24 protein-coding genes and 2 tRNA genes are annotated in these 20960 nt (G+C 65.5%); 11 read left to right on the top strand and 15 right to left on the bottom strand.

The window, feature by feature from the left end; translation table 11 throughout:
- Positions 1–18: 18 nt before the first annotated feature.
- The 5 genes from TW83_RS08080 (at position 19) to TW83_RS19280 (ending at position 2734) form a co-directional block, all read left to right on the top strand.
- On the top strand, positions 19–702 hold the full coding sequence (locus tag TW83_RS08080; RefSeq protein WP_045982253.1) for a hypothetical protein: 684 nt from the start codon (positions 19–21) through the stop codon (positions 700–702).
- 1 nt (position 703) lies between these two features.
- Positions 704–922: a hypothetical protein gene (locus TW83_RS08075; protein ID WP_045982252.1), complete on the top strand. Its 219-nt coding sequence runs from the start codon at positions 704–706 to the stop codon at positions 920–922.
- Positions 919–1575, top strand: coding sequence for a hypothetical protein (locus tag TW83_RS08070; protein ID WP_045982251.1), 657 nt, complete (start codon positions 919–921; stop codon positions 1573–1575). The genes TW83_RS08075 and TW83_RS08070 overlap by 4 nt, the downstream gene beginning before the upstream one ends.
- Positions 1572–2279 (top strand): hypothetical protein, encoded by a 708-nt coding sequence (locus TW83_RS08065; RefSeq protein ID WP_052714732.1) that lies wholly within the window; start codon positions 1572–1574, stop codon positions 2277–2279. The genes TW83_RS08070 and TW83_RS08065 overlap by 4 nt, the downstream gene beginning before the upstream one ends.
- Positions 2280–2404: 125 nt before the next feature.
- Positions 2405–2734: a hypothetical protein gene (locus TW83_RS19280; protein WP_052714730.1), complete on the top strand. Its 330-nt coding sequence runs from the start codon at positions 2405–2407 to the stop codon at positions 2732–2734.
- Positions 2735–2788: 54 nt separating this feature from the next.
- Here TW83_RS19280 and TW83_RS20495 read toward each other — a convergent pair whose 3' ends face one another.
- Entirely contained in the window at positions 2789–2992 is a 204-nt protein-coding gene (locus tag TW83_RS20495) for a hypothetical protein (RefSeq protein ID WP_139085372.1), read from the bottom strand.
- Between the two features lie 139 nt (positions 2993–3131).
- Here TW83_RS20495 and TW83_RS08055 point away from each other — a divergent pair, with 139 nt between their 5' ends.
- From TW83_RS08055 to TW83_RS08045, 3 genes are all read left to right on the top strand, one after another.
- Positions 3132–3812 (top strand): hypothetical protein, encoded by a 681-nt coding sequence (locus TW83_RS08055; protein WP_045982249.1) that lies wholly within the window; start codon positions 3132–3134, stop codon positions 3810–3812.
- A complete protein-coding gene (locus tag TW83_RS08050) occupies positions 3809–4012 on the top strand; it encodes a hypothetical protein (protein WP_045982248.1) in 204 nt (67 codons plus the stop codon). The genes TW83_RS08055 and TW83_RS08050 overlap by 4 nt, the downstream gene beginning before the upstream one ends.
- Before the next feature lie 169 nt (positions 4013–4181).
- Entirely contained in the window at positions 4182–5192 is a 1011-nt protein-coding gene (locus TW83_RS08045; RefSeq protein WP_045982247.1) for a site-specific integrase, read from the top strand.
- A gap of 73 nt (positions 5193–5265) precedes the next feature.
- On the opposite strand, the gene TW83_RS08040 is transcribed toward TW83_RS08045, so the two are convergent.
- The 4 genes from TW83_RS08040 to TW83_RS08025 form a co-directional block, all read right to left on the bottom strand.
- Positions 5266–5340: transfer RNA gene (locus TW83_RS08040), tRNA-Val, on the bottom strand.
- A 59-nt stretch (positions 5341–5399) separates the two neighbouring features.
- Complete coding sequence (locus tag TW83_RS08035; protein ID WP_045982246.1) at positions 5400–5717, bottom strand: hypothetical protein; 318 nt, start codon at positions 5715–5717, stop codon at positions 5400–5402.
- A 123-nt stretch (positions 5718–5840) separates the two neighbouring features.
- Positions 5841–8258 carry an endopeptidase La gene (gene lon / locus TW83_RS08030; protein ID WP_045982245.1) on the bottom strand — a complete coding sequence of 806 codons (2418 nt, stop codon included), beginning with the start codon at positions 8256–8258 and terminating at the stop codon, positions 5841–5843.
- Between the two features lie 121 nt (positions 8259–8379).
- Positions 8380–9735: an ATP-binding protein gene (locus TW83_RS08025; RefSeq protein ID WP_239441309.1), complete on the bottom strand. Its 1356-nt coding sequence runs from the start codon at positions 9733–9735 to the stop codon at positions 8380–8382.
- Positions 9736–9769: 34 nt separating this feature from the next.
- Here TW83_RS08025 and TW83_RS08020 point away from each other — a divergent pair, with 34 nt between their 5' ends.
- Together TW83_RS08020 and TW83_RS08015 are read left to right on the top strand one after the other, a co-directional pair.
- Entirely contained in the window at positions 9770–10630 is an 861-nt protein-coding gene (locus tag TW83_RS08020) for an MBL fold metallo-hydrolase (protein WP_045982244.1), read from the top strand.
- A gap of 60 nt (positions 10631–10690) precedes the next feature.
- Positions 10691–10765: transfer RNA gene (locus TW83_RS08015), tRNA-Asn, on the top strand.
- Between the two features lie 178 nt (positions 10766–10943).
- Here TW83_RS08015 and TW83_RS08010 read toward each other — a convergent pair.
- The 3 genes from TW83_RS08010 to TW83_RS08000 all read right to left on the bottom strand — a co-directional run bounded on the left by TW83_RS08010 (position 10944) and on the right by TW83_RS08000 (position 12546).
- Entirely contained in the window at positions 10944–11858 is a 915-nt protein-coding gene (locus tag TW83_RS08010; RefSeq protein ID WP_045982243.1) for an MYG1 family protein, read from the bottom strand.
- A gap of 72 nt (positions 11859–11930) precedes the next feature.
- Positions 11931–12242 (bottom strand): ETC complex I subunit, encoded by a 312-nt coding sequence (locus TW83_RS08005; RefSeq protein ID WP_042248244.1) that lies wholly within the window; start codon positions 12240–12242, stop codon positions 11931–11933.
- Between the two features lie 85 nt (positions 12243–12327).
- Positions 12328–12546: a hypothetical protein gene (locus tag TW83_RS08000; RefSeq protein ID WP_045982242.1), complete on the bottom strand. Its 219-nt coding sequence runs from the start codon at positions 12544–12546 to the stop codon at positions 12328–12330.
- A gap of 168 nt (positions 12547–12714) precedes the next feature.
- On the opposite strand from TW83_RS08000, the gene TW83_RS07995 reads away from it, so the two are divergent.
- Positions 12715–12996 (top strand): I78 family peptidase inhibitor, encoded by a 282-nt coding sequence (locus TW83_RS07995; RefSeq protein ID WP_045982241.1) that lies wholly within the window; start codon positions 12715–12717, stop codon positions 12994–12996.
- On the opposite strand, the gene uvrB is transcribed toward TW83_RS07995, so the two are convergent.
- The 7 genes from uvrB to sufC form a co-directional block, all read right to left on the bottom strand.
- Positions 12993–15179 (bottom strand): excinuclease ABC subunit UvrB, encoded by a 2187-nt coding sequence (gene uvrB / locus TW83_RS07990; protein ID WP_045982240.1) that lies wholly within the window; start codon positions 15177–15179, stop codon positions 12993–12995. The two genes, TW83_RS07995 and uvrB, sit on opposite strands and share 4 nt — an antisense overlap.
- A gap of 55 nt (positions 15180–15234) precedes the next feature.
- Positions 15235–16452 (bottom strand): FAD-dependent oxidoreductase, encoded by a 1218-nt coding sequence (locus TW83_RS07985; protein WP_045982239.1) that lies wholly within the window; start codon positions 16450–16452, stop codon positions 15235–15237.
- A gap of 102 nt (positions 16453–16554) precedes the next feature.
- A complete protein-coding gene (locus TW83_RS07980) occupies positions 16555–17766 on the bottom strand; it encodes a cysteine desulfurase (RefSeq protein ID WP_045982238.1) in 1212 nt (403 codons plus the stop codon).
- Positions 17763–18356, bottom strand: a complete 594-nt coding sequence (locus TW83_RS07975) for a Yip1 family protein (protein ID WP_042248264.1) — start codon at positions 18354–18356, stop codon at positions 17763–17765. The genes TW83_RS07980 and TW83_RS07975 overlap by 4 nt, the downstream gene beginning before the upstream one ends.
- Entirely contained in the window at positions 18353–18871 is a 519-nt protein-coding gene (locus TW83_RS07970) for a hypothetical protein (protein WP_231558971.1), read from the bottom strand. The genes TW83_RS07975 and TW83_RS07970 overlap by 4 nt, the downstream gene beginning before the upstream one ends.
- The gene (locus TW83_RS07965) at positions 18844–20178 is read right to left on the bottom strand and encodes a SufD family Fe-S cluster assembly protein (RefSeq protein ID WP_045982237.1); all 1335 of its coding nucleotides are present in this window, start codon (positions 20176–20178) and stop codon (positions 18844–18846) included. The genes TW83_RS07970 and TW83_RS07965 overlap by 28 nt, the downstream gene beginning before the upstream one ends.
- Positions 20178–20933, bottom strand: a complete 756-nt coding sequence (gene sufC / locus TW83_RS07960) for a Fe-S cluster assembly ATPase SufC (RefSeq protein ID WP_045982236.1) — start codon at positions 20931–20933, stop codon at positions 20178–20180. The genes TW83_RS07965 and sufC overlap by 1 nt, the downstream gene beginning before the upstream one ends.
- Positions 20934–20960 lie beyond the last annotated feature (27 nt).

Here is a 20960-nt window from a genome sequence, read left to right as displayed (position 1 = left end):
CATCACGAGGATCGAGACATGAGCCAAGTCCCAAGCCTGGGCGACAGCATCAGCGCATCCGTGGCCGCCATGCTAACCCCTGAATACATCGAGAAAGAGGTTGAGACCCGCGTTGCCAAACTGGTGACCGAGGGCGTCGACCGCGCCCTGCGCTCCTACAGTGACACCGGCAAGCTGATCGAGAAGGCCGTCGAAGACGCTCTGCGCGTCAACAACTTGGACCTCCCGAACTATGGATCGACCGTCGCCAATATTCTTAAGGCACAGATCGAGGCGAACGTCTCCGAGCTGGTCGCCGGCCGGCTGTCCCAAGACATGGAAGAGCTGCTTACCCTGGCTCCCAAGGAGATCAAACTCTCGCAGATTGCTAAGGAGATGCTGGAGAAGCACGAGAGCGATGGAGCCTATGGCGAAGTCATTACCGTGATCATCGACAAGGGCAGCTATGGCTCAACATGGATCTACCTCGACGAGGACAATCACTACGAAGAGAGAGCCAAATACCAGGCTGATATCGGGATCCTGGTCAAGCACGAAACCGGCCAGATCATCGCTGCCAACCTCAACGGCAGGGACATCAAGGACCAACGGCGCATTGGCCGAAGCTATGGCCTCGAGCAGAAGATCCGCTCCATGTATGCCTGCGGAACCAAGATTATCATCGACGAGACCGAAGTAATCACCAGCGTGGGGGATTACTGAGATGACCCTCCGCCACGACTTTCAGAACATCCCCGAGGATGCCGATGTCATCCTGCATCCCGCCGACGCGAACCTGATCCACCGCGAGCCGGTGAAGGCCACCAGGATTGGCATCTACTTCTTTTGCGAGGGGACCGACCCCGAGCGCGGGCCGGACTATCACCTGGGCGATGTCGCAGCCTTTTGTGAGGGCTGGGAAATGGACGGAGTGGCGGCATGACCGATCGCCCTATCCTATTCTCCGGCCCGATGATCCGCGCGCTCTTGGACGGCCGCAAGACGCAGACGCGGCGCGTCATCACCAAGAAGGCCGCACACAATGCGCTGGCCATCTTCGGCGCTGACTTCCTGCTGCTGCCGGGCAACGTCGACCTGATCGGCTACGCCCCTAGCGACCGCCTGTGGGTCAAAGAGGGCTGGAACTCCTTTGCCTTCTCTGAGGATGGCGAGGAAGCGTGGCCGACTAAAACGATCCCAAGCGCCGATGAAATGGCCGAGATCCGGGAGGCCGCTTATCGTGTAGATGTCCAAGCGGTCTATCGAGAAAGCGACCGTGCGCGGCAGTGGTTTGCAGACCAGAAGTGGCGGCCCTCGATCCACATGCCCCGGTGGGCCAGCCGCTTGACACTGACCGTGACCGACGTGCGCGTTCAGCGGTTGCAGGACATTAGCGGCACCGACGCAATCGCTGAGGGCATTGATCCGGTCGAGAGCTTGGACAGCGAGTATGTCGCATTCCACGCCCGGACCAGCTTCGAAGCCCTCTGGGACAGCTTGAACGCCGACCGCGCGCCGTGGGACAGCAACCCGTGGGTAGTAGCGATTACCTTCACGGTCCAGCGTGGCAACATCGAACAGTTGGAGGCAGCATGAACGCCCCCTCCGCGAAGAGCTATTTCCGGGCGATCAGCGGCCAGGCGAACAAGGCAGATGCCGGCGCACCGCTGCTTGCCGATGCCCCCCTGTCGCCCCGCCCCAAGCGGGAGGCGTCCCGCCGGGCCGAGGACTTCTATCCCACCGCCCAGCCCGAGGCGATCCGGGCGCTGTTCTCTGTCGATGGAGCGCGACTCCGCGAGTGCGGCGCGGTCTGGGAGCCGGCCTGCGGCGATGGTGCGTTGGTGCGAGAGATCCGCGCGATGGGCATGCCCTGCTGTGCGTCCGACCTGGTGGATCGGGGATGCCCCGACAGCTGGACCGCCGACTTCTACAGCTGCCTGCGCAGTCGCGGCGGCGCCATCATCACGAATCCACCGTTCAGCGAGATCACAGCGCGTGACGGCCATGGACGCTGGCTGCGCCATACCTTGAACATGCCGGGCTGGGACTATCTGGCCCTGCTGCTAGGCTGGGAGTGGCCCGCAGGCAAGATCAACGGGCTTGGTCAGCTCCTGGACGAGAATCCATTCAGTTGGTGCTACCTGATGCGTTGGAAGCTGGATTTCACCGGGCAAGGTCAGGCTCCGCAGCGCAACGCGTGGTTCGTATGGGACAGGCGCGATCCGCGCGGCAATGGCCGGGGCGACCCTGGCTTCCGCTGGCTGGACCGCGTCGACGGGCGGCAGGAGGTTCTGCTGTGAGCCCCCGTCCCGGACCCATTAAGCACGGCACGATCTACGCCTACAAAGCCCGCGGCTGCCGGTGCGACGCATGCCGGACTGCCAATCGGGAAATGTGTCGGGCTGAGAGACGCCGGCGCGGCGTGATGCCGGTCGGCAACCCCTGCCTGATCGGCGACCGGCAATTCAGCAGCCAGCTGGAAGCCGCCCGATCTGCGAAAAGGTCCAAGAGCGCGATCAACTATCACCTGGACCGACACGGCAACCTCGATCGGCTTGGCGCAAAGCCGGGCGGACCGAACAACAGCATGGGCAAGCCAGTCCGCATTGGCGGGCAGGAATGGCCGTCCCAATCAGCACTGGACCGGGCCTTGGGCGTCCCCCTCGGCACCGTGTCGCGATGGATCAAGGCTGGCCAGCTGGACGCCCTTACCGGCGCCGTGATGCGAATGAACACACAGAGGAAAGCGGCATGACCATGTATTCAGCCATCGGCAGCTCTAAGGCTCAAGATGCCTCAGTGAGTAGCCTTACTCGTCATCTTCTTCACCGACACCTGCAACTTCCAAAATGGCTAGCAACACAGCGATGTCTTCACGCTGGCGCTCATATTCAACCGCATCCGAGGCACTCAGAATGCGCGCTTCTTCGCTCTCGTCACAATGCAGTTCAGCAGTGCCTAAGACGCGGCGCAGAACTTGGCTGGGAACTGAAACAGAGTGAGTGTGAGACATCGCGACCTCGGAACGAAAACAGCAGCTACAATTTAGCCTGCGCGGTCGCAGTACCGGAGAACACCAAGCCATTCGAGTACGTAAACGCTTCTGTCTTGGAGTTGTCATTGTTTCGTCACTTTTCTCGTAGGCCAGACGTATGCGCATTCTGATCGCCTGCGAAACCTCCGGCGTCATGCGCCGAGCCTTCGCGGCACGCGGCCACGACGTCTGGTCCTGCGATCTCCTTGCGGCCGAGGACGGCAGCAACCGCCATATCCGGGGCGACGTGCGCCACATCCTTGACGATGGCTGGGACCTGATGGCCGTCATGCACCCGCCGTGCACGCGCCTGTGCCGGTCCGGCCGCCACTGGATGTCGGGACCGGGGAAGTGGACGGAGCCCAAGAAACTGCCCAACGGGCGGACTTGGGAAAGCATGCGTGAAGAGTTTGAGGAAGGTGTCAGCCTGTTCACCGCATGCTGGCAGGCGCCGATCGAGCGGGTGGCCATCGAGAACCCGGTGATGAACGACCTTGCCCGGGACCGTATGCCGGCCGACCTCCCTGCCCCGCAGATCGTCCAGCCGTTCTGGTTCGGCGAGCCTGCCTACAAGGCCACCGGCTTCTACCTGCGTGGCCTGCCGAAGCTAGTGGCGACAAACGTGCTGCTAGAGCCGGAGCGGGGCAGCGACGAGTGGAAGGCCTGGAGCGCGATCCACCGCGCGCCGCCAGGGCCGGACCGCTGGAAGATCAGGAGCAGGACCTTCGAGGGGGTGGCGGATGCCAGTGCCGACCAGTGGGGCGGCTATGCCGTCAGCGAGAAGGAACGAGTCGCATGAGCCCCGAAGCAAACAACCTGCTGGCCAGGCTCAACAAGACCGGCAAGCACCCTGCGAAGAACCGCAAAGCCGCTGCCGAGCTGATGGATGCCGGGCTGGCCGAGCCGGGCAAAGACGGCGGGCTGCGGATCCGTCCCGCCGGTCGGTTCGCAGCGTGGCAGGCCCAGCAAGCCAATAAGTCGATTGAGAAGGAGAAGTGATGGGACGCCACGAGACGATCCGCGGGCCCTACTCGCCCGAAACCCTTGCCGAGCGATGGGGCGTAAGCGCAAATGCAGTGCGGAAGCGTTGCGCTGCTGGCGACCTGAAGCATTTCCGGTTTGGAAAACTGTACCGTATCCCGGCAGATGTAGTTGAGGAATTTGAAGCGTGCCAGACATCAGCATCGGAAGACTTCGCGGCGGATATTGCGTCTACTGGACCGGCACCGAAGGCAAACGAGTTCGGCATAAACTTGCGGCACGCACCCGAGCGGAAGCCGAAGCAGAAGCGATAGACGTCTACCGCGCACATCATTTCGTCCAATCTCAGGCTGGGATGAACGTGTCGGCGATATGGGCGGAGTATGTCAGGGATCTGGGCGACCGCCCGACGGCTAAGACCATGGGCTATACCGGGAAGGCCGTCCTGGCCCATTTCGGGCACTACCGGCCAGACCAGATCACCACCGACCTGTGCCGATCGTACGCTAGGATGCGAATGGACAAGGGCATCTCGCAGGGATCGGTTCATACCGAGCTTGGCCACCTGCGCAGCGCCATGACCTTCGCCGAACGCGCACGGATCATCGATGCAGCGCCGTACATCGAGCGACCTGCAAAGCCGACGCCCAAAGAGCGATTTTTGCGGAAGGACGAAATTCAGCTGCTGATCGACAGCACTGAAGCGCCGCACATTGCGCTGGCCATTCACCTGCTTTTCGCGACTGCTGGCCGGGTTGGCGCAATCCTCGATCTGACTTGGGATCGGGTGGACCTGGAGCGTGGCGTCATCAACCTTCGCCTAGACGATGCGCGGACGCGGAAAGGCCGAGCAATCGTGCCCATCAACCGTGGCCTCATGGCAGCACTGCAGACCGCCCAGGCCGCAGCGCTGTCGGATTACGTCGTGGAATGGGGCGGGGAAAGGATCGCCAGCATGCGCAAGGGTTTCGAGGGCGCAGTCACGCGAGCTGGACTGAAAGACGTGACGCTTCACACGATCCGGCACAGTGCGGCCGTGGCAATGGTTTCAAGCGGCGTGCCGATGGAACGGGTCGCCCAGTATCTAGGTCACAGCAATGCCGCGATTACCTACTCGACTTACGGACGATTCGCGCCGGAGCACCTGGCGGATGCCGCAGAGGTGCTGGATTTCGTCCAGCTGCGCGCGCAAAAGTAGGTTCAATGAACCGGGGGGCACTTCGTAAAGCCGGTGTGGATTGGCGTTTTGGCTAGCAATTACTGGGGAGGAATGGTGGGTGATAAGGGATTTGAACCCCTGACATCTTCGATGTGAACGAAGCGCTCTACCACTGAGCTAATCACCCGTCGGGCTGGTCATTACCGCCAGCCGCAGCCGGTTGCAAGAGGGCGATGCGCGTTTCGCCTAGCTGTTTTCCACGCCATCAGGCCGGTGGGGGGCACGGCGGCGCAGCCGCAGCGTGATGACATCGCCGCCGCGGGCGTCACGCTCCAGATTGATTCGCGCCCGCCCCAGGGGCGGCACCGCCAGGGTGTGCCCGGCGGACAGGACGATGCCAAGCTGCGCCAGCGTCGCCTCGATGATCGGGCGCGCATCGGTGCGCCGGGCGCCCGTCGCGGCCACGACCCGGTCGATGAAGTCTCGCTTCTGAACGACGATCGCCACATGCGGATCGTGCAGCACGGGCGTCGGGCCGTCGGCCCCGATGATTTCGGCTGGCATTGCTGTCCCCCCCGTCAGGCAATGATGGGATCAGCCTAGCGCGATTTGACGTTGCGTCAATCTTTGTTAACGCCCGCCCGCGCCATGGAAAAAGGGCCGGGGATCGCCCCGGCCCTCTCCCTGTCAGTGAGCGACGGCGCTGCCCTGTCCATCGCTGCCGCGATGGTTGGCTAGCCGCGCGGCCTCGGCCGCCTCTTCGGCGGCCTCGTCCCATTCGATGGCCTTGGGTTGGCGCACCAGGGCGTGGCGCAGAACCTCGCGGACGTTGCTGACCGGAATGATGGTCAACCCCTGTTTGACGTTGTCCGGGATCTCGACCAGATCCTTTTCATTGTCCTGCGGGATCAGCACCGTCTTGATGCCGCCACGCAGGGCCGCCAGCAGCTTCTCCTTCAGCCCGCCAATGGCCAGCACATTGCCGCGCAGCGTCACCTCGCCGGTCATGGCGATGTCCTTGCGGACCGCAATTCCGGTCATGACCGACACGACCGAGGTTACCATGGCGATGCCCGCCGACGGACCATCCTTGGGCGTGGCGCCCTCGGGGACGTGGACGTGGATGTCGCGCTTGTCGAACTCCGGGGGCCTGACCCCGATATCCGGCGCGATCGAGCGCACGAAGCTGGACGCCGCGTCGATCGATTCCTTCATCACCTCGCCCAGTTTGCCGGTGGTCTTGACGCGACCCTTGCCCGGCAGACGCAACGCCTCGATCTGTAGCAGATCGCCCCCGACCGAGGTCCAGGCAAGACCTGTCACCACGCCGACCTGGTCCTCCTTCTCGGCCAGGCCATAGCGGTGGCGGCGCACGCCGAGGTATTCCTCGACCTTCTCCGGCGTCACCTCGACCGACTTGACCTTGCCCTTCAGGATCTCGGTCACGGCCTTGCGGGCCAGCTTGGCAATCTCGCGCTCCAGCGAACGCACCCCGGCCTCGCGGGTGTAATACCGGATCATGTGGATCAGTGCCTCGTCGGTGACGCTGAACTCGCCCTTGCGCAGACCGTTCGCGGCGATCTGCTTGGACAGCAGGTGGCCCTTGGCGATCTCTCGCTTTTCATCCTCGGTATAGCCCGACAGGCTGATGATCTCCATGCGGTCCAGAAGCGGGCCCGGCATGTTGTAGCTGTTTGCCGTGGTCACGAACATCACGTTCGACAGATCGTATTCCACCTCAAGATAGTGGTCCACGAAGGTCGAGTTCTGTTCCGGATCCAGCACCTCCAGCATAGCGGATGCCGGATCGCCCCGGAAATCCTGGCCCATCTTGTCGATCTCATCCAAAAGGATCAGCGGGTTGGTCGTCTTGGCCTTCTTCAGCGCCTGAATGATCTTGCCCGGCATGGACCCGATATAGGTCCGGCGATGACCGCGGATCTCGCTCTCGTCGCGCACGCCGCCAAGGCTGATGCGGATGAACTCGCGCCCCGTCGCCTTGGCGATGGACCGTCCAAGCGAGGTCTTGCCCACGCCCGGAGGACCGACCAGCGTCAGGATCGGGCCCTTCAGCTTCTGGCTGCGGGCCTGCACGGCCAGATACTCGACGATCCGCTCCTTGACCTTGTCCAGACCATAGTGGTCCGCGTCCAAGATCGCCTCGGCGCGGCCAAGATCCTTGCGGGTGCGCGACTTGACACCCCAGGGCAGCGACAGCAGCCAGTCCAGGTAGTTGCGGCTGACGGTCGCCTCGGCCGACATGGGTGACATCGACTTCAGCTTCTTCAGCTCGCTGTCGGCCTTGTCGCGGGCCTCCTTGCTGAACTTGGTGGCGGCGATCTTCTGCTCCAGCTCGGCCAACTCGTTCTGGCCGTCCTCGCCGTCGCCCAGCTCCTTCTGGATCGCCTTCATCTGCTCGTTCAGATAGTATTCGCGCTGTGTCTTCTCCATCTGGGTCTTGACGCGCGACTTGATCTTCTTCTCGACCTGCAGGACAGACATCTCTCCCTGCATGTGGCCATAGATCTTCTCAAGGCGTGCCGCGACCTCCAGCGTGTCCAGCAGGTCCTGCTTGCGCTCCAGGTCGATGCCCATGTGTCCGGCGACAAGGTCGGCCAGCTTGCCGGGCTCGGACGCCTCGGACACGGCGGTCACGACCTCCTCGGGGATGTTCTTGCGGACCTTGACGTAACGCTCGAACTCCTCGGTCACGGTGCGCACCAGTGCGGCCACCGTGGCCTCGTCGCCCATCGTCTCGTCCAGGACGCGGGCCTCGGCCATGAAATGGTCGTCATGGGGCACGAAGTCGGTGATCTCGACACGCTCGCGGCCCTCGACCAGCACCTTCACGGTGCCGTCCGGCAGCTTGAGCAACTGCAGCACATTGGCCAGAACACCGGCGCGGAAGATGCCCTCCTCGGTCGGCTCGTCGATGGCCGCGTCCTTCTGGGCGGCCAGCAGGATCGGGCTGTCCGATTCCATCACGGCCTCCAGCGCGCGGACCGATTTCTCGCGTCCGACGAACAGGGGAACGATCATGTGCGGGAAGACGACGATATCCCGCAGGGGCAGCACCGGATAGGTCTGGGTGGTGAATTCCGTCATGGTATGTCCTTTCTGCCCGAAGCCGCGGCCCCGTCATGGCGACGCGCGGCCTCTGCATGCGATCAATCTAGGGGTGTCGCCCCCCGCGTTCAATATGACCGCAACAATGCCACCTATTTCGTCAGCGCGGAATGACGATCTCTGCCCGCAGACCGCCCAGACGCGGGCCGCGGCCAAGCCGCAGCTGCCCGCCATGCGCGCGCGCCACGTCCGCAGCGATGGCCAGGCCCAGCCCGGCCCCCTGCGCGCTGTTCCTGCGCCGCGACGGATCCAGCCGGGTAAAGGGCCGCATGGCCGCGTCCAGGCTGTCCTCCGGGATGCCGGGGCCGTCATCCTCGATCCCGATCCGCAGGCTGCGCGGGCCAAGCGAGGCGTCCATTTCGGCCCGGCTGCCGTAACGCACCGCGTTGCCGATCAGGTTCTCCAGCGCGCGGCGCAGCATGTCGGGGCGGAAGGTGGCCAACCCGTCCCGATCGCCCTCGAACTGGACCAGGCTGGCCTGCTGGCCGGCGCGTTGCGCGTCCGCGACCAGGCCCTCCAGGAAACCCGCGGCGGCGATGGGCTGGGGCGCGCTGTCCTGCGCGTCGTCGCGGGCATAGTCCAGAAAGCCGTCGACCATGCGGTTCATCTCCGCGATATCGGCCTCCATCGCGCTGATGTCACCGGGCTCAGGCGGCATGTCCGGCCCGATCATCGACAGCCCCAGCTTCATCCGCGTCAGCGGCGTGCGCAGGTCGTGGCTGATTCCAGACATCATCAGCTTGCGCTGGTCGTTCTGGCGCTCCAGCCGGTTGCGCATGTCCAGGAACGCGGTGCCCGCGCTGCGCAGCTCGACCGCCCCGGACGGGCGATAGGGCACGATCCGCCCCTTGCCGTATTCCTCGGCCGCATAGGCCAGCCGCCGGATTGGCCGCAGCTGATTGCGCAGGAAGATCATCGCGATCCCCGTCATCAGGACCGACGTGAACACCATCAGCACCAGCAGCTGGTGCGGGTTCGACGCGCTGACCCGCCGCCGCTCGAAGCTCAGCGCATAGGGTCCGTGCGGCCCGTCCAGCGCCACCGACACCCGCCGGTCGCTGCTAGCCAGATCGACCGAGATCACCTGCGGCAGCGCGTCGCGCAGCACCTCGGTCACCACCCGTCCCGAAAAATCGTAGAACAGCCGCCGATCCTCGGTAGGCGGATCGACCAGCAGCGCCAGTTCCAGCTCCAGCGGGCGCGCCACGGACACCCCGGCGCGCCGCGCCGCATCGGGCGTCGCGGCACTGTCGATCAGTTGCGCGACGAAGGTCAGCTCGTGCGACATGCTGGCGGTCATCTGCCGGGTCACGCCCTCGAAATGGCGCTGCAGGAACATCACGCTGACCACAGTCGTCACCACCACGACCGGCAGGAACAGGATCAGCGCCGCGCGCGCATAGAGGCCCCGCGGGACCAGCTTGCGCATCTGCGTGGCGTCGGCATTGTTCGACATGGCGGCCTCCTGCGTTGCGCGCTAGGCTAGCCCCATGACCTCAACTGCGAAAGAGCCGCTGCAGATCCTGGCCCCGAATCCGTCCCCCCTGACCGGGCCGGGCACGACCACCTTCCTGCTGGGCGACAGCCATGTCGCGGTGATCGACCCCGGCCCCGACGATCCCGCCCATATCGACGCCGTCGCCCGCGCCGGCCGCGGCCGCATCAGCCATATCCTGATCACGCACGCGCATCGCGACCACAGCGCTGGAGCCGCACGCCTGTCCCGCCTGACCGGCGCCCCGGTGCTGGCCTTCGGCGATGCGCTGGCAGGGCGGTCGCCGCTGATGTCCCGCCTGGTGCTGGAGGGTCTTGGCGGGGGCGAGGGGCTGGACCACGCCTTCGCGCCCGACCGCCACCTGCGTGACCAAGAGGTGATCACCACGCCAGACTGGTCGCTGACTGCGTGGCACACGCCCGGTCATGCGGCGGGGCACCTGTCGTTCCAATGGGGTGACCGGATCTTCTGCGGCGACCTGGTGATGGGCTGGTCCTCGACTCTAATCTCTCCGCCCGATGGAGACTTGGCGGAATACTTCCGCTCGCTGGAACGGCTGGCGGCACTGTCGCCGCGCGTCCTGCTGCCGACACACGGGTCCGCGATCACGGCCCCGCTGGACCGGATCGCGGAACTGGCGCGGCATCGCCGCGACCGCACGTCCCAGATCCTGGCCGCCCTGCGGGTCCGCCCCGATTCCGCGGCGGGCCTCGCGCGCCGTATCTATGCGGTGCCCAAACCGGTCCTTCCCATCGCCACGCGCAACGTCCTGGCCCATTTGATCGCCCTGTCTCAGATCGGAGCCGTTGATTTTCCCGGCGTTTTGACGATCGAAACGGTTTTTTCGACCGGATGACAAAAAACCCCAGAACGCCACTGGACGCCCCTGACCGAGGTTGCTATATCCGCCCCGTGTTCCGGCGTAGCTCAGCGGTAGAGCAGTTGACTGTTAATCAATTGGTCGTAGGTTCGATCCCTACCGCCGGAGCCAGACCTCTCTAAGTTCTTGAGTAGGTTTGGTTGAACACACAGGTGCCCGGCAGACGGCACAACATTCCCCAAACTTCGATGATGACTGCAATGTATTCACGTCGGCAGCTTGCGCATTCTATCCCGTGCCCTGTAGTCGCCTGACCGCAGGGCTGTCCGATGGCTCCGGCTGTCAGCCGTCACACGTCGCTTGCCGCCACCGCCAGGTCGGCAAGACGCAAAGCGGCGTCGCGATCGGCGGCCACGGCGATAAAGCGGGCATTGTGACAGAAGCGCGCCCCGGGAACGCCCGATGCAGCCTCGAAGGCGCAATCGGTCAGGCCGGCCCAGGCTGCCGGCAGGTCTGCGCGCAGGGCGAACCCGTCCGCATCGCGGCGGATGCCGGTTAACGCCCAGTCCGTGTCCCGCGGATGGATCACGAACAGCAGATGGTCCGCCCCCGCCGCGGTGATGGCGGAGCGAAACGGCATCCCCATCGGCAGTTCCAGCACCCGGCCGTCGCCCGCGGCGGCAATGGCTGCCATCACGACGGCCTCGGCGCGATACTTTGCGGCCTTGCGGGCCACGGCCGCCTCGACGAAGGCGCGGGCGATCGCGACCGCACCGCCAAAGGCACGGTCGTCGGCGTCGGGGCTGCGGTCATCGAAGACGGGCTTGAGGCTCTCCAGCAGCATCGGCAGGGACAGATCGGCCAGGGGCCCCGTCGGCGACAGCGCGCCGTTGTCGACCAGGTCGATGGGCAGCACCAGGTCGACGTCAATCGCCGCATGGATCGCCCCGAGATCTGCTTCGGGCACCTGCAGCGCGGCCAGGTAGTCGCGCCCGAACTGCCGCCAAATCAGTCCAAAGGAACTGTAGGGCTGGCCCTCGTCGCGCAGCGGAGGAGATTTCTGATGGTGATCGAAGATCATGCGCGCGGCATCGAAATCGCGGCCCACGTCATAGATGATCCGCCCTTCCGCAGGCGTGATCCAGTCGGCGTCGCGCGTCCGCATGATCCGCGCCTGCGGGTGCAGCCGGGTCAGAATGACCGTGGACAGGACCTCATCGGCGTGAAAGCCGCCGGAATGGGTGACGAGATGCGTGACGGTCATGGAATATCCCTCAAATGCAGATGACCGCCCGGGGGCGGTCAGCAAAGATTTGTGTCGATGGCGGATGCGGCCTCAGTGGCTCCAGGGCTCGCGGCGGTCGGTGGCGAAATTCTCGCCATAGCCGCGGGGGCGGATGTTCGTGCCGCGGCGGTGCGGTTCCTGCACCACGAATTCCAGTCCATGATCGCGGGCGTAATCCTCGGCCTGCTTCCGGGTGTCGAAGCGCAGGCGGACCTGGCTTTGGGTATCGCCGCTGCTGGTCCAGCCCATCAGCGGATCGACCTCGCGCGCGTCGGCGGGCGGGAATTCCAGCACCCAGCCCTTGGTTTTGGCGGTACCGGACTGCATCGCGGTGCGGGCGGGCTGATAGATGCGCACGGGCATGGGTGATCCTTCGGATTGACTGTCCGCTGTATCGCCAAATCCGGGCGGCGGATCAAGCCCCCTGCCCCGGTCATGCCGACGCGGGTCAGGGCTGCAGGGTATCGGGCAGATCCTGGAACGGAACGCTCAGCTGCGCCGCGCCGGTCTGCTTGTCCAACAGGCAGACCGACAGTTCCGACGGAAGGTCCGGCAGCGTCGCGACGACCAGTGCCAGCGCGTGGGTCTCGGTGCCGAATTCGTTCGGGGTCACGGACAATTCCGCGTCGGGCGCCGCGTCCTGCGCCAGGCGGGTGCATTCCGCCACGGTGCGGTCGCGCAGTTCGGCCCATTCCTCGCCCGTCGAGGATTACGCGACGGCGGGCCAGAATGCCACCATCGCCACCCAAACCGTATGTTTCATCATCTTGCCACCGGAACAACTGAACATGGCCTACGTTGGCATTCCAACACGCCGTTGTTACATGAGAGAGACGTGATCATGACCCCCTTTCGCCACCCTGTCCTTTACGCGTCGCTGCTGATGCTGACCCTGGGCGCCTGCGCCGGCAGCCCCTATGACGTTCCCGCGCGCCAGTGCGACCTCTCCCAGCACCAGGCCTTGGTCGGACGCAACATCGGAGAGGTCCGCCTGCCGCCCAACCTGCGCAAGCGCGAGGTGCACAACCAGGGCGTCATGACGCGCGACTACAATCCCGCGCGCCTGACCATGTTCCTGGACGCCAAGGGCTGGATCGCCCGGGTGGAATGCAGCTAGCGGCCGCGCTTGGACCGCTTGTTGCCGCCCCGCTGACCGGCCCGTCCGGCGGTCGAACGGCCCGATGACTTGACGGCGGCCTCGGCCGCCTCCTCGATCACCGACTGCCGCGCCATCGGATCGTCCGAGATCGCCAGGTCCACTGCCTCCAGCCGCTTGACCTCGTCGCGCAGGCGCGCGGCCTCCTCGAACTCCAGGTTCTCTGCGGCCTTGCGCATCTGGGTGCGCATCGCGTCCAGATGGGCGGCCAGGTTCGCGCCGATCAGCGGCTTGTCCACCTTCGTGGTCACGCGCGACTGGTCGGTGTCGCCCTGCCACAGGCCAGCCAGCACATCCTCGACGTTCTTGCGGACCGTCTGGGGCGTGATGCCGTGCTCCTCGTTATAGGCCATCTGCTTGGCGCGACGCCGTTCGGTTTCGGCCATGGCGCGTTCCATGCTGCCGGTGATCCGGTCGGCATACATGATGACCCGCCCTTCGGAATTTCGCGCCGCCCGGCCGATGGTCTGGATCAGCGACGTCTCGGACCGCAGGAAGCCTTCCTTGTCGGCGTCCAGAATGGCCACCAGCCCGCATTCGGGAATGTCCAACCCCTCGCGCAGCAGGTTGATGCCCACCAGCACGTCGAACGCGCCCAACCGCAGGTCGCGCAGGATCTCGATCCGCTCGATCGTGTCGATGTCGCTGTGCATGTAGCGGATCTTGATGCCCTGCTCGTGCAGGTATTCGGTCAGATCCTCGGCCATGCGCTTGGTCAGCGTGGTGACCAGCGTGCGGTAACCTGCCGCGGTCACGCGGCGCACCTCGTCCAGCAGGTCGTCGACCTGCATCTCGACCGGGCGGATCTCGATCTTGGGGTCCAGAAGGCCCGTCGGGCGGATGATCTGTTCGGTGAAGACGCCGCCGGTCTGGTCCATCTCCCACTGCGCAGGCGTGGCCGAAACGAACACGGACTGGGGCCGCATCGCGTCCCATTCCTCGAATTTCAGCGGGCGGTTGTCCATGCAGGACGGCAGGCGGAAGCCGTGTTCCGCCAAGGTGAACTTGCGCCGGAAGTCGCCCCGGTACATGCCGCCGATCTGCGGAACCGACACGTGGCTTTCGTCGGCAAAGACGATCGCGTTGTCGGGGATGAACTCGAACAGCGTGGGGGGCGGCTCTCCGGGCGCGCGCCCGGTCAGATAGCGGCTGTAATTCTCGATGCCGTTGCAGACGCCGGTCGCCTCAAGCATTTCGATGTCAAAGGCGGTGCGCTGCTCAAGGCGTTGCGCCTCCAACAGCTTGCCCTCCTCGGTCAGCTGCTTCAGGCGCATCGCCAATTCCTGCTTGATGCCCTTGATCGCCTGCTGCAGCGTCGGGCGCGGCGTCACATAGTGGCTGCTGGCATAGATGCGGATCTGCTTGAAGCTGTCGGTCTTGACCCCGGTCAGCGGATCGAACTCGGTGATCGCCTCCAGCTCGTTGCCGAAGAAGTCGAACCGCCAGGCGCGGTCCTCAAGGTGGGCGGGCCAGACCTCGACCAGATCGCCGCGCACGCGAAAGCTGCCACGCTGAAAGCTGGTGTCCAGCCGCTTGTACTGCTGCGCGACCAGCTGGCCCAGGAACTCGCGCTGGTCATAGCTTTCGCCCACAACCATATCCTGGGTCATGGCCGAATAGGTCTCGACCGAACCGATGCCATAGATGCAGCTGACCGAGGCCACGATGATCACGTCATCACGTTCCAGCAACGCCCGCGTGGCGCTGTGGCGCATCCGGTCGATGGCCTCGTTGATCTGCGATTCCTTCTCGATATAGGTATCGCTGCGGGCCACATAGGCCTCGGGCTGATAGTAGTCGTAGTAGCTGACGAAGTATTCGACCGCGTTGTCGGGGAAGAATCCCTTGAACTCGCCGTAAAGCTGGGCCGCCAGCGTCTTGTTGGGCGCCAAGATGATCGCGGGACGCTGCGTCTCCTCAATGATCTTGGCCATGGTGAAGGTCTTGCCCGTGCCCGTGGCCCCCAGCAGCACCTGGTCGCGCTCTCCGGCGCCGACGCCCGCCACCAGTTCGGCGATGGCCGTGGGCTGATCGCCCGCCGGTTCGAATTCGCTTTTCAATGCAAAGCGTTTCCCGCCCTCCAGCTTGGGGCGGGTCACTTCGAGCACGCGCATCACGGGCGCGTTGGTGTTGTTGTGACCCATGAGGTTCCTGATCCGTTCGGAGTTGCCCTCAAGATGTGATGGCAGCCGCCCGGTTTCAACCGCGTTTCAGACGCCCCGGCTGAAGTTCCGCCCAGCCTTCGCCGCCCGACAGCTCATCCGCCAGGATTTCGGCCGTGACCGGGCCCAGGGTAAAGCCCTGGTGACCGTGACCGAAATGCGCCCACAGGTTCGGCTGGTCCGGCACGCGGCCCACCACGGGCAGCATGTCGGGCATGCAGGGGCGCCGTCCGGTCCAGGGTTCGGCCTCGACCGCCGCCCCGATGTCGAACAGCTCGCGCGCGGCCTTCTCGCCATGCTTCAGCTGCGGCGGCGACAGGCGCGGATGGGGCGTCAGCTCGGCCGCGGTGGCGATGCGCAGACCGCGGCGCATGGGCGACAGCACGACCGAATTGCCGAAATCGGCGATCGGGTGGTGGGGCGGCAGCTCCATGTGATAATGCTTGTGATAGCCGCGCTTGAACACCATCGGCACCTTGAGGCCAAAGCGCTGCGTCAGCATCGGCGACCAGGGTCCAAGCGCGATGACGGCATGTTCCGCCTCGACCTCGTCGGCGCGCCAGCCCGCGCCATGGCGGTGCAGGTCACCGGCATCGCCGTTCACGACGCGCCCGCCCCGCTTCTGGAACAGCGCCGCATAGCTGGCGACCAGGCCGCCCGGATCCGCGCAGTTCCAGCTGTCGGACCAGTGGGTCGCGCCCTCGACCTCGATGCGGATCGCGGGCTCCATGGCGCGCAGGTCGGCCCCGCTCATCAGCCGCGCCTGCACGCCGAACTCGGTCGCGAAACGTTCGGCGGTCTTGCGGGCGGCCTCCATCTTGGCGGGGGTGCGGTGGATCTCGATATAGCCGTTGCGGCGGATGATGTTGTCGGCGCCCGCCGCCGCGATCAGCGGGCCGTGACGGTCGGTCGACTGGCGGATCAGCTTGCCCCAGGTCACCGATGCCCGCCTGTGCGCGGCAGGCCGCGAATTCCACGCATAGGTGGCCACCGCGCCCAGTTGCGACAGCAGGCCCTGCGGCGTCCATTTCACGTCATAGCCGCGCCCCAGGGCGATCTGGAACAGCGCGCCGGGCGACAGCGGCATGGCATATGGCTCGACCGCTTCGGTCTGGATCAGGCCGGCATTGCCATAGCTGGTCTCGCGCCCCGGTACGCCGCGTTCGATGATGGTGACGTCATGCCCGCGCGCCTGCAGCGCCAGACCGGTGCTGACGCCCACCATACCCGCACCCAGAACCAGAACCTCGGCCATTCCCGCCCCCATCGCTGATAATGGGTCAGGGATGCAGACATTCCCGCCATCCGGCAAGATTTATCGGGCATTCTTCGACGCCCCTCGAAATCTTTGCAAGAATCAGGCGAAAAGCTCGCGGCAGAAGATCAATCCTTCGACCAGCGCGTCCACATCTGCCTGCGTGTTGTACATCCCAAAGCTGGCACGGGCGCTGGCATTGATTCCCAGATGCTCCATCAGGGGCATGGCGCAATGGCTGCCCGCACGGACCGCGATTCCCTTCTTGTCCAGGATGGTCGAGATGTCATGCGCGTGCGCCCCGTCCATCGTCATGGAGAAGATCGCGCCCTTGCCCGGCGCATCGCCCTGCACCTGCAGCCAGTTCAGCGCGCGCAGGCGGTCGCGGGCATGATCGCGCAGCGCGCGCTCATGGGCGGCGATGTTCTCCATCCCCAGGGACATCATGTATTCCAGCGCGGCGCCCAGTCCGATCTGGTTGACGATGCCGGGCGTGCCCGCCTCGAACCGCAGGGGCGGGTCGTTATAGGTGACGGCGTCGCGGCTGACGGTGCGGATCATGTCGCCGCCGCCCAGGAAGGGCCGCATCTCGGCCTGGCGGTCGGCGCGGATCCAGATCGCGCCCGAGCCGGAGGGACCATAAAGCTTGTGCCCCGTGATGCAATAGAAGTCGGCGCCAAGCGTCGACAGGTCCACCGGCATGTGGACCGCAGCCTGCGACCCGTCCACGACTATCGGCAGGTCGGTGCCGCGGCGGATCGCCGCGATGTCCACGACCGTCCCGGTCACGTTCGACATATGCGTCAGCGCCAGCATCCGCGTGCGCGGCGTGATGGCGGCCAGCACCTTTTCCGGCGGCAGGCTGCCATCCGCATCGGGTTCGACCCATTTCAGCACGACGCCCTGGCGTTCGCGCAGGAAATGCCAAGGCACGATATTGGCGTGATGTTCCAGCAGCGACAGCACGATCTCGTCGCCGGCCTGCAGGCGCGGGGCGGCCCAGGCATAGCTGACCAGGTTCAGCGCCTCGGTCGAGCCGCTGGTGAAGATCACCTCGTCGACCGCGGGCGCGTTCAGGAACCGTGCGATGATCCCGCGGACGCGTTCGTAATTGTCGGTCGCAAGGTTCGACAGGTAATGCAGGCCGCGATGGACATTGGCGTATTCGCCTTCATAGGCGCGGGTGATGGCGTCGATCACGACGCGCGGCTTTTGCGCGCTGGCGCCGCTGTCCAGATAGACCAGCGGGCGCCCGTTGACCGTCGTCGACAGGATCGGAAAATCGGCACGGACGGCGTTGACGTCAAAGCTCATTGCGGCATCTCCGGCATGAGGCCAAGCGCGGCCATGAAGAACGACAGCACGAATCCCATGACCAGCAGAGTGCCGAACATGACCAGCAGCACCTTGGGGCCGCTGGTGAAGCCGTGCAGGGCCTTGGTGAACTGCACCGTCAGCCACAAGAACAGCGCGACCGCGATGATCCCCAGTATCCCCGCCAGCGCCGGCAGGGCCAGCGACAGCACGATCTGGGCCAGCTGCACGATCAGCAGCATCACCTCGATCCAGACGGTCAGCAGCAGCGCGTCCTCGAACCGGCCATGGCCGCCGAACATGCGCCCGACCCCGGCCATCAGGCCCGCGCCCACCACGATCGCGACCAGCTGCATCCCGGCCAGGACCAGCGGCTGCCGGCTGATCGAAAAGACCGCCGCACCCTCGTCCGCAGGCAGCGGGAACAGCAGGGTCGAGGCATAGGCCAGCAGCCCCGACAGCGACACCGCCAGCACCAGTGCCATCCAGCGCACCTGCATCGGCCAGCCCTGGTCGATCAACCAGCGGGCCGCCTGTTCAGGATTGCGCAGGGTCTGGCGCGTCAGCGCCTTGAAGTCGTCGAAGGTCATTTGCGTCTCGCCAGCGCCGCGATCCCGGCGCCCCAGATGAACAGGAATCCCGCGCCCGCCACGGTGCGGGTCAGGGTCAGCGCGGGGGACGGGCCGATCAGCCCCGCCACCATCCCGCCCAACAGCGTCGCGGGCGCCACCGCCAGCAGCGCCCAGAACAGCGCCAGCCGCGCGTGGCGCGGGTCCAGCCGCCACGGGGTCGCCCGGCTGAGAAGCCCGGTCAGCCCTGCCACGGCATAGGCCACCAGCGGCATCATGAACATGGTGCCAAGGGCCGCACCCCCGATCCGCGCGTCCAGCGGGATCGACGGGTCCAGTTGCGCCGCACGCGACAGGCCCGGCGCCTGACCGACCAGCGTGATCAGCATGGCCAGCATCAGCACGACCAGCAGCGTGCTGTCGGGCATGGCGGACAGGCCCCGCACCACGCGGCGCGGGGCCCACCAGCTTTCCAGCACGCGCAGCACCATCCCGCCGCGCGGACCGGTCATCCGTTCGGGCGGTCGGTCAGCCACGCATCCAGCCGTTCGTTGATCTCTTCGCGCAGGCTCTCGTCCTCGACCTCGGCCAGGGCGTCGGCCAGGAACGATAGCACCAGGAACACGATCGCCCGGTCATAGGGCACCCCGCGAGAGCGCAGGTAGAACAACGCACCCTGGTCGATCGCGCCCGTCGTGGACCCGTGCGAACACTTGACGTCGTCGGCATAGATCTCAAGCTCGGGCTTTGCCAGGAACTGGCTGGCCTCGTCCAGCAGCAGGGCCTGGCTGATCTGATAGCCGTCGGTCTTCTGTGCGCCGTTCTTGACCAGGATCTTGCCCTGGAACACGCCGGTCGCCCCGTTCTTCAGGACCTTCTTGAACACCTGCCGGCTTTCGCCGCGCAGCGCGCCATGGGTCACGAAGACGGTGTCGTCGTGGTGGAACGGACCGACATCGCCGTCGCCCAGCACCGCCGCGGCGACATGTGCCACCGCATCGTCGCCGACCATGTCCACGACGGCCTCGTGGCGCATGGTGGTGCCGTTCACGACCAGCGCGAAACTCTTCAGCACCGCACCCTCGCCCACGCGGGCGAACAGGTGCGACAGGCCGACCTTGGGATCGATGGCGCGCTTGGCCGCGATGTGGTGCAGCGCGGCGCCCGGCAGCAGATCGACCTCGATCATACCGTTCGACCGCGCGCCGACCATGCCGCTTTCCAGCAGCGTCAGTTCGGCACCCGATTCGACCCGGATCACGTGATGCCAGACGGCATCCGCAGCGTCCGACCCGCGGCGATGCAACACATGCACCGGACGCGAAGGCTTGCCAGTCACGCGGATCAGCAGACCGTCGGCCGCCACGGCGGTGTTCAGCGCCGCGAAGGGGCGCTTGACCGGGGTCTGACCCGCCAGCTCCAGCGTCCCGTACAGATCGGCCGACCAATGATCGCCCGCCCGGTCGGCCTGCGCCAGGGTGGTGATCTCGATCCCTTCCAGCGACAGGTCGTCGGATGCCGCGGCGTCGAACGCGCCGTCGACAAAGACCAACGTCAGCTTGTCACGCGCGGTGAACAGCGGCGATTCCGGGCCCGTATCAATAGCCAGCGCCTGCGGCTCGGGCGCGTTGAACGGGCGCGGGTCGGTATAGCGCCAGTATTCGTCACGCGGGCCCGGCAGGCCCATGGCGCGCAGCCGTGCCAGCGCATCGGCGCGCGCGGCGGCGGTGAACCCACCCGTGGGCAGCGTGGTCGCGGCCAGCCGCGCATCCAGCGCATTGGCGGGCTTGGGCGCGCCGGTGACCTGCGGGGTCTGGATTTCCTGAACGGCGGATTCGGACATCAGCCGGCCTCCGCCAAGAGGTCGCCATAGCCGTTCTCTTCGACTTCCAGCGCCAGTTCGGGGCCGCCCGACTTGATGATCCGGCCGTTGGACATGATGTGCACGACGTCCGGCTGGATGTGGTTCAGCAGGCGCTGATAATGGGTGATGACCAGAAAGCTGCGGCCTTCGCTGCGCAGGGCGTTCACACCGTCGCTGACAAGGCGCATCGCATCGACGTCCAGACCTGAATCGGTCTCGTCCATGATGCACATGCGGGGCTCCAGCATGGCCATCTGCAGGATCTCGTTGCGCTTCTTCTCGCCGCCCGAAAAGCCGACATTGACGGGGCGCTTCAGCATGTCGGGGCTGATCTGCAGCTCTGCCGCCTTGGCGCGCACGACCTTCAGGAACTCGCCCGCGGTCAGCTCGGCCTCGCCGCGCGCCTTGCGCTGCGCGTTCACGGCGGTGCGCAGGAACGTCATGTTGCCGACGCCCGGAATCTCGACCGGGTACTGGAACGCCAGGAACAGGCCCGCGGCCGCACGCTCCTCGGGTTCCATGTCCAGCAGGCTCTCGCCGTCCAGCGTGGCGCTGCCGTCGGTGACCTCATAGCCGTCGCGGCCCGACAGGACATAGGACAGCGTGGATTTGCCCGACCCGTTCGGGCCCATGATCGCATGGACCTCTCCGGCCGGAACCTCCAGCGTCAGACCCTTCAGGATCTGCTTGTCCTCGTCCTCAAGTTTGACGTGCAGGTTGTTGATTTTCAGCATATTTCCCTCAAACGGCAAAGGCGCCAC

The organism is Paracoccus sp. S4493 (assembly GCF_000967735.1).
Taxonomy (GTDB): Bacteria; Pseudomonadota; Alphaproteobacteria; order Rhodobacterales; family Rhodobacteraceae; genus Paracoccus; species Paracoccus marcusii.
Note: the sequence above shows the minus strand (reverse complement) of the source record. Positions and strands in the feature narration are given on the sequence as shown.

Coding starts and splice junctions, on each gene's coding strand:
- TW83_RS07980 (WP_045982238.1), bottom strand. CDS start 17,766: ATGAGCTTTGACGTCAACGCCGTCCGTGCCGATTTTCCGATCCTGTCG.
- TW83_RS08025 (WP_239441309.1), bottom strand. CDS start 9,735: ATGTCGAACAATGCCGACGCCACGCAGATGCGCAAGCTGGTCCCGCGG.
- TW83_RS08080 (WP_045982253.1), top strand. CDS start 19: ATGAGCCAAGTCCCAAGCCTGGGCGACAGCATCAGCGCATCCGTGGCC.
- TW83_RS08005 (WP_042248244.1), bottom strand. CDS start 12,242: ATGCCCGTGCGCATCTATCAGCCCGCCCGCACCGCGATGCAGTCCGGT.
- TW83_RS19280 (WP_052714730.1), top strand. CDS start 2,405: ATGCCGGTCGGCAACCCCTGCCTGATCGGCGACCGGCAATTCAGCAGC.
- lon (WP_045982245.1), bottom strand. CDS start 8,258: ATGACGGAATTCACCACCCAGACCTATCCGGTGCTGCCCCTGCGGGAT.
- uvrB (WP_045982240.1), bottom strand. CDS start 15,179: ATGGGTCACAACAACACCAACGCGCCCGTGATGCGCGTGCTCGAAGTG.
- TW83_RS08055 (WP_045982249.1), top strand. CDS start 3,132: ATGCGCATTCTGATCGCCTGCGAAACCTCCGGCGTCATGCGCCGAGCC.
- TW83_RS07985 (WP_045982239.1), bottom strand. CDS start 16,452: ATGGCCGAGGTTCTGGTTCTGGGTGCGGGTATGGTGGGCGTCAGCACC.
- TW83_RS08035 (WP_045982246.1), bottom strand. CDS start 5,717: ATGCCAGCCGAAATCATCGGGGCCGACGGCCCGACGCCCGTGCTGCAC.
- TW83_RS08050 (WP_045982248.1), top strand. CDS start 3,809: ATGAGCCCCGAAGCAAACAACCTGCTGGCCAGGCTCAACAAGACCGGC.
- TW83_RS07965 (WP_045982237.1), bottom strand. CDS start 20,178: ATGTCCGAATCCGCCGTTCAGGAAATCCAGACCCCGCAGGTCACCGGC.
- TW83_RS08070 (WP_045982251.1), top strand. CDS start 919: ATGACCGATCGCCCTATCCTATTCTCCGGCCCGATGATCCGCGCGCTC.
- sufC (WP_045982236.1), bottom strand. CDS start 20,933: ATGCTGAAAATCAACAACCTGCACGTCAAACTTGAGGACGAGGACAAG.
- TW83_RS20495 (WP_139085372.1), bottom strand. CDS start 2,992: ATGTCTCACACTCACTCTGTTTCAGTTCCCAGCCAAGTTCTGCGCCGC.
- TW83_RS08075 (WP_045982252.1), top strand. CDS start 704: ATGACCCTCCGCCACGACTTTCAGAACATCCCCGAGGATGCCGATGTC.
- TW83_RS07975 (WP_042248264.1), bottom strand. CDS start 18,356: ATGACCTTCGACGACTTCAAGGCGCTGACGCGCCAGACCCTGCGCAAT.
- TW83_RS08020 (WP_045982244.1), top strand. CDS start 9,770: ATGACCTCAACTGCGAAAGAGCCGCTGCAGATCCTGGCCCCGAATCCG.
- TW83_RS08065 (WP_052714732.1), top strand. CDS start 1,572: ATGAACGCCCCCTCCGCGAAGAGCTATTTCCGGGCGATCAGCGGCCAG.
- TW83_RS08010 (WP_045982243.1), bottom strand. CDS start 11,858: ATGACCGTCACGCATCTCGTCACCCATTCCGGCGGCTTTCACGCCGAT.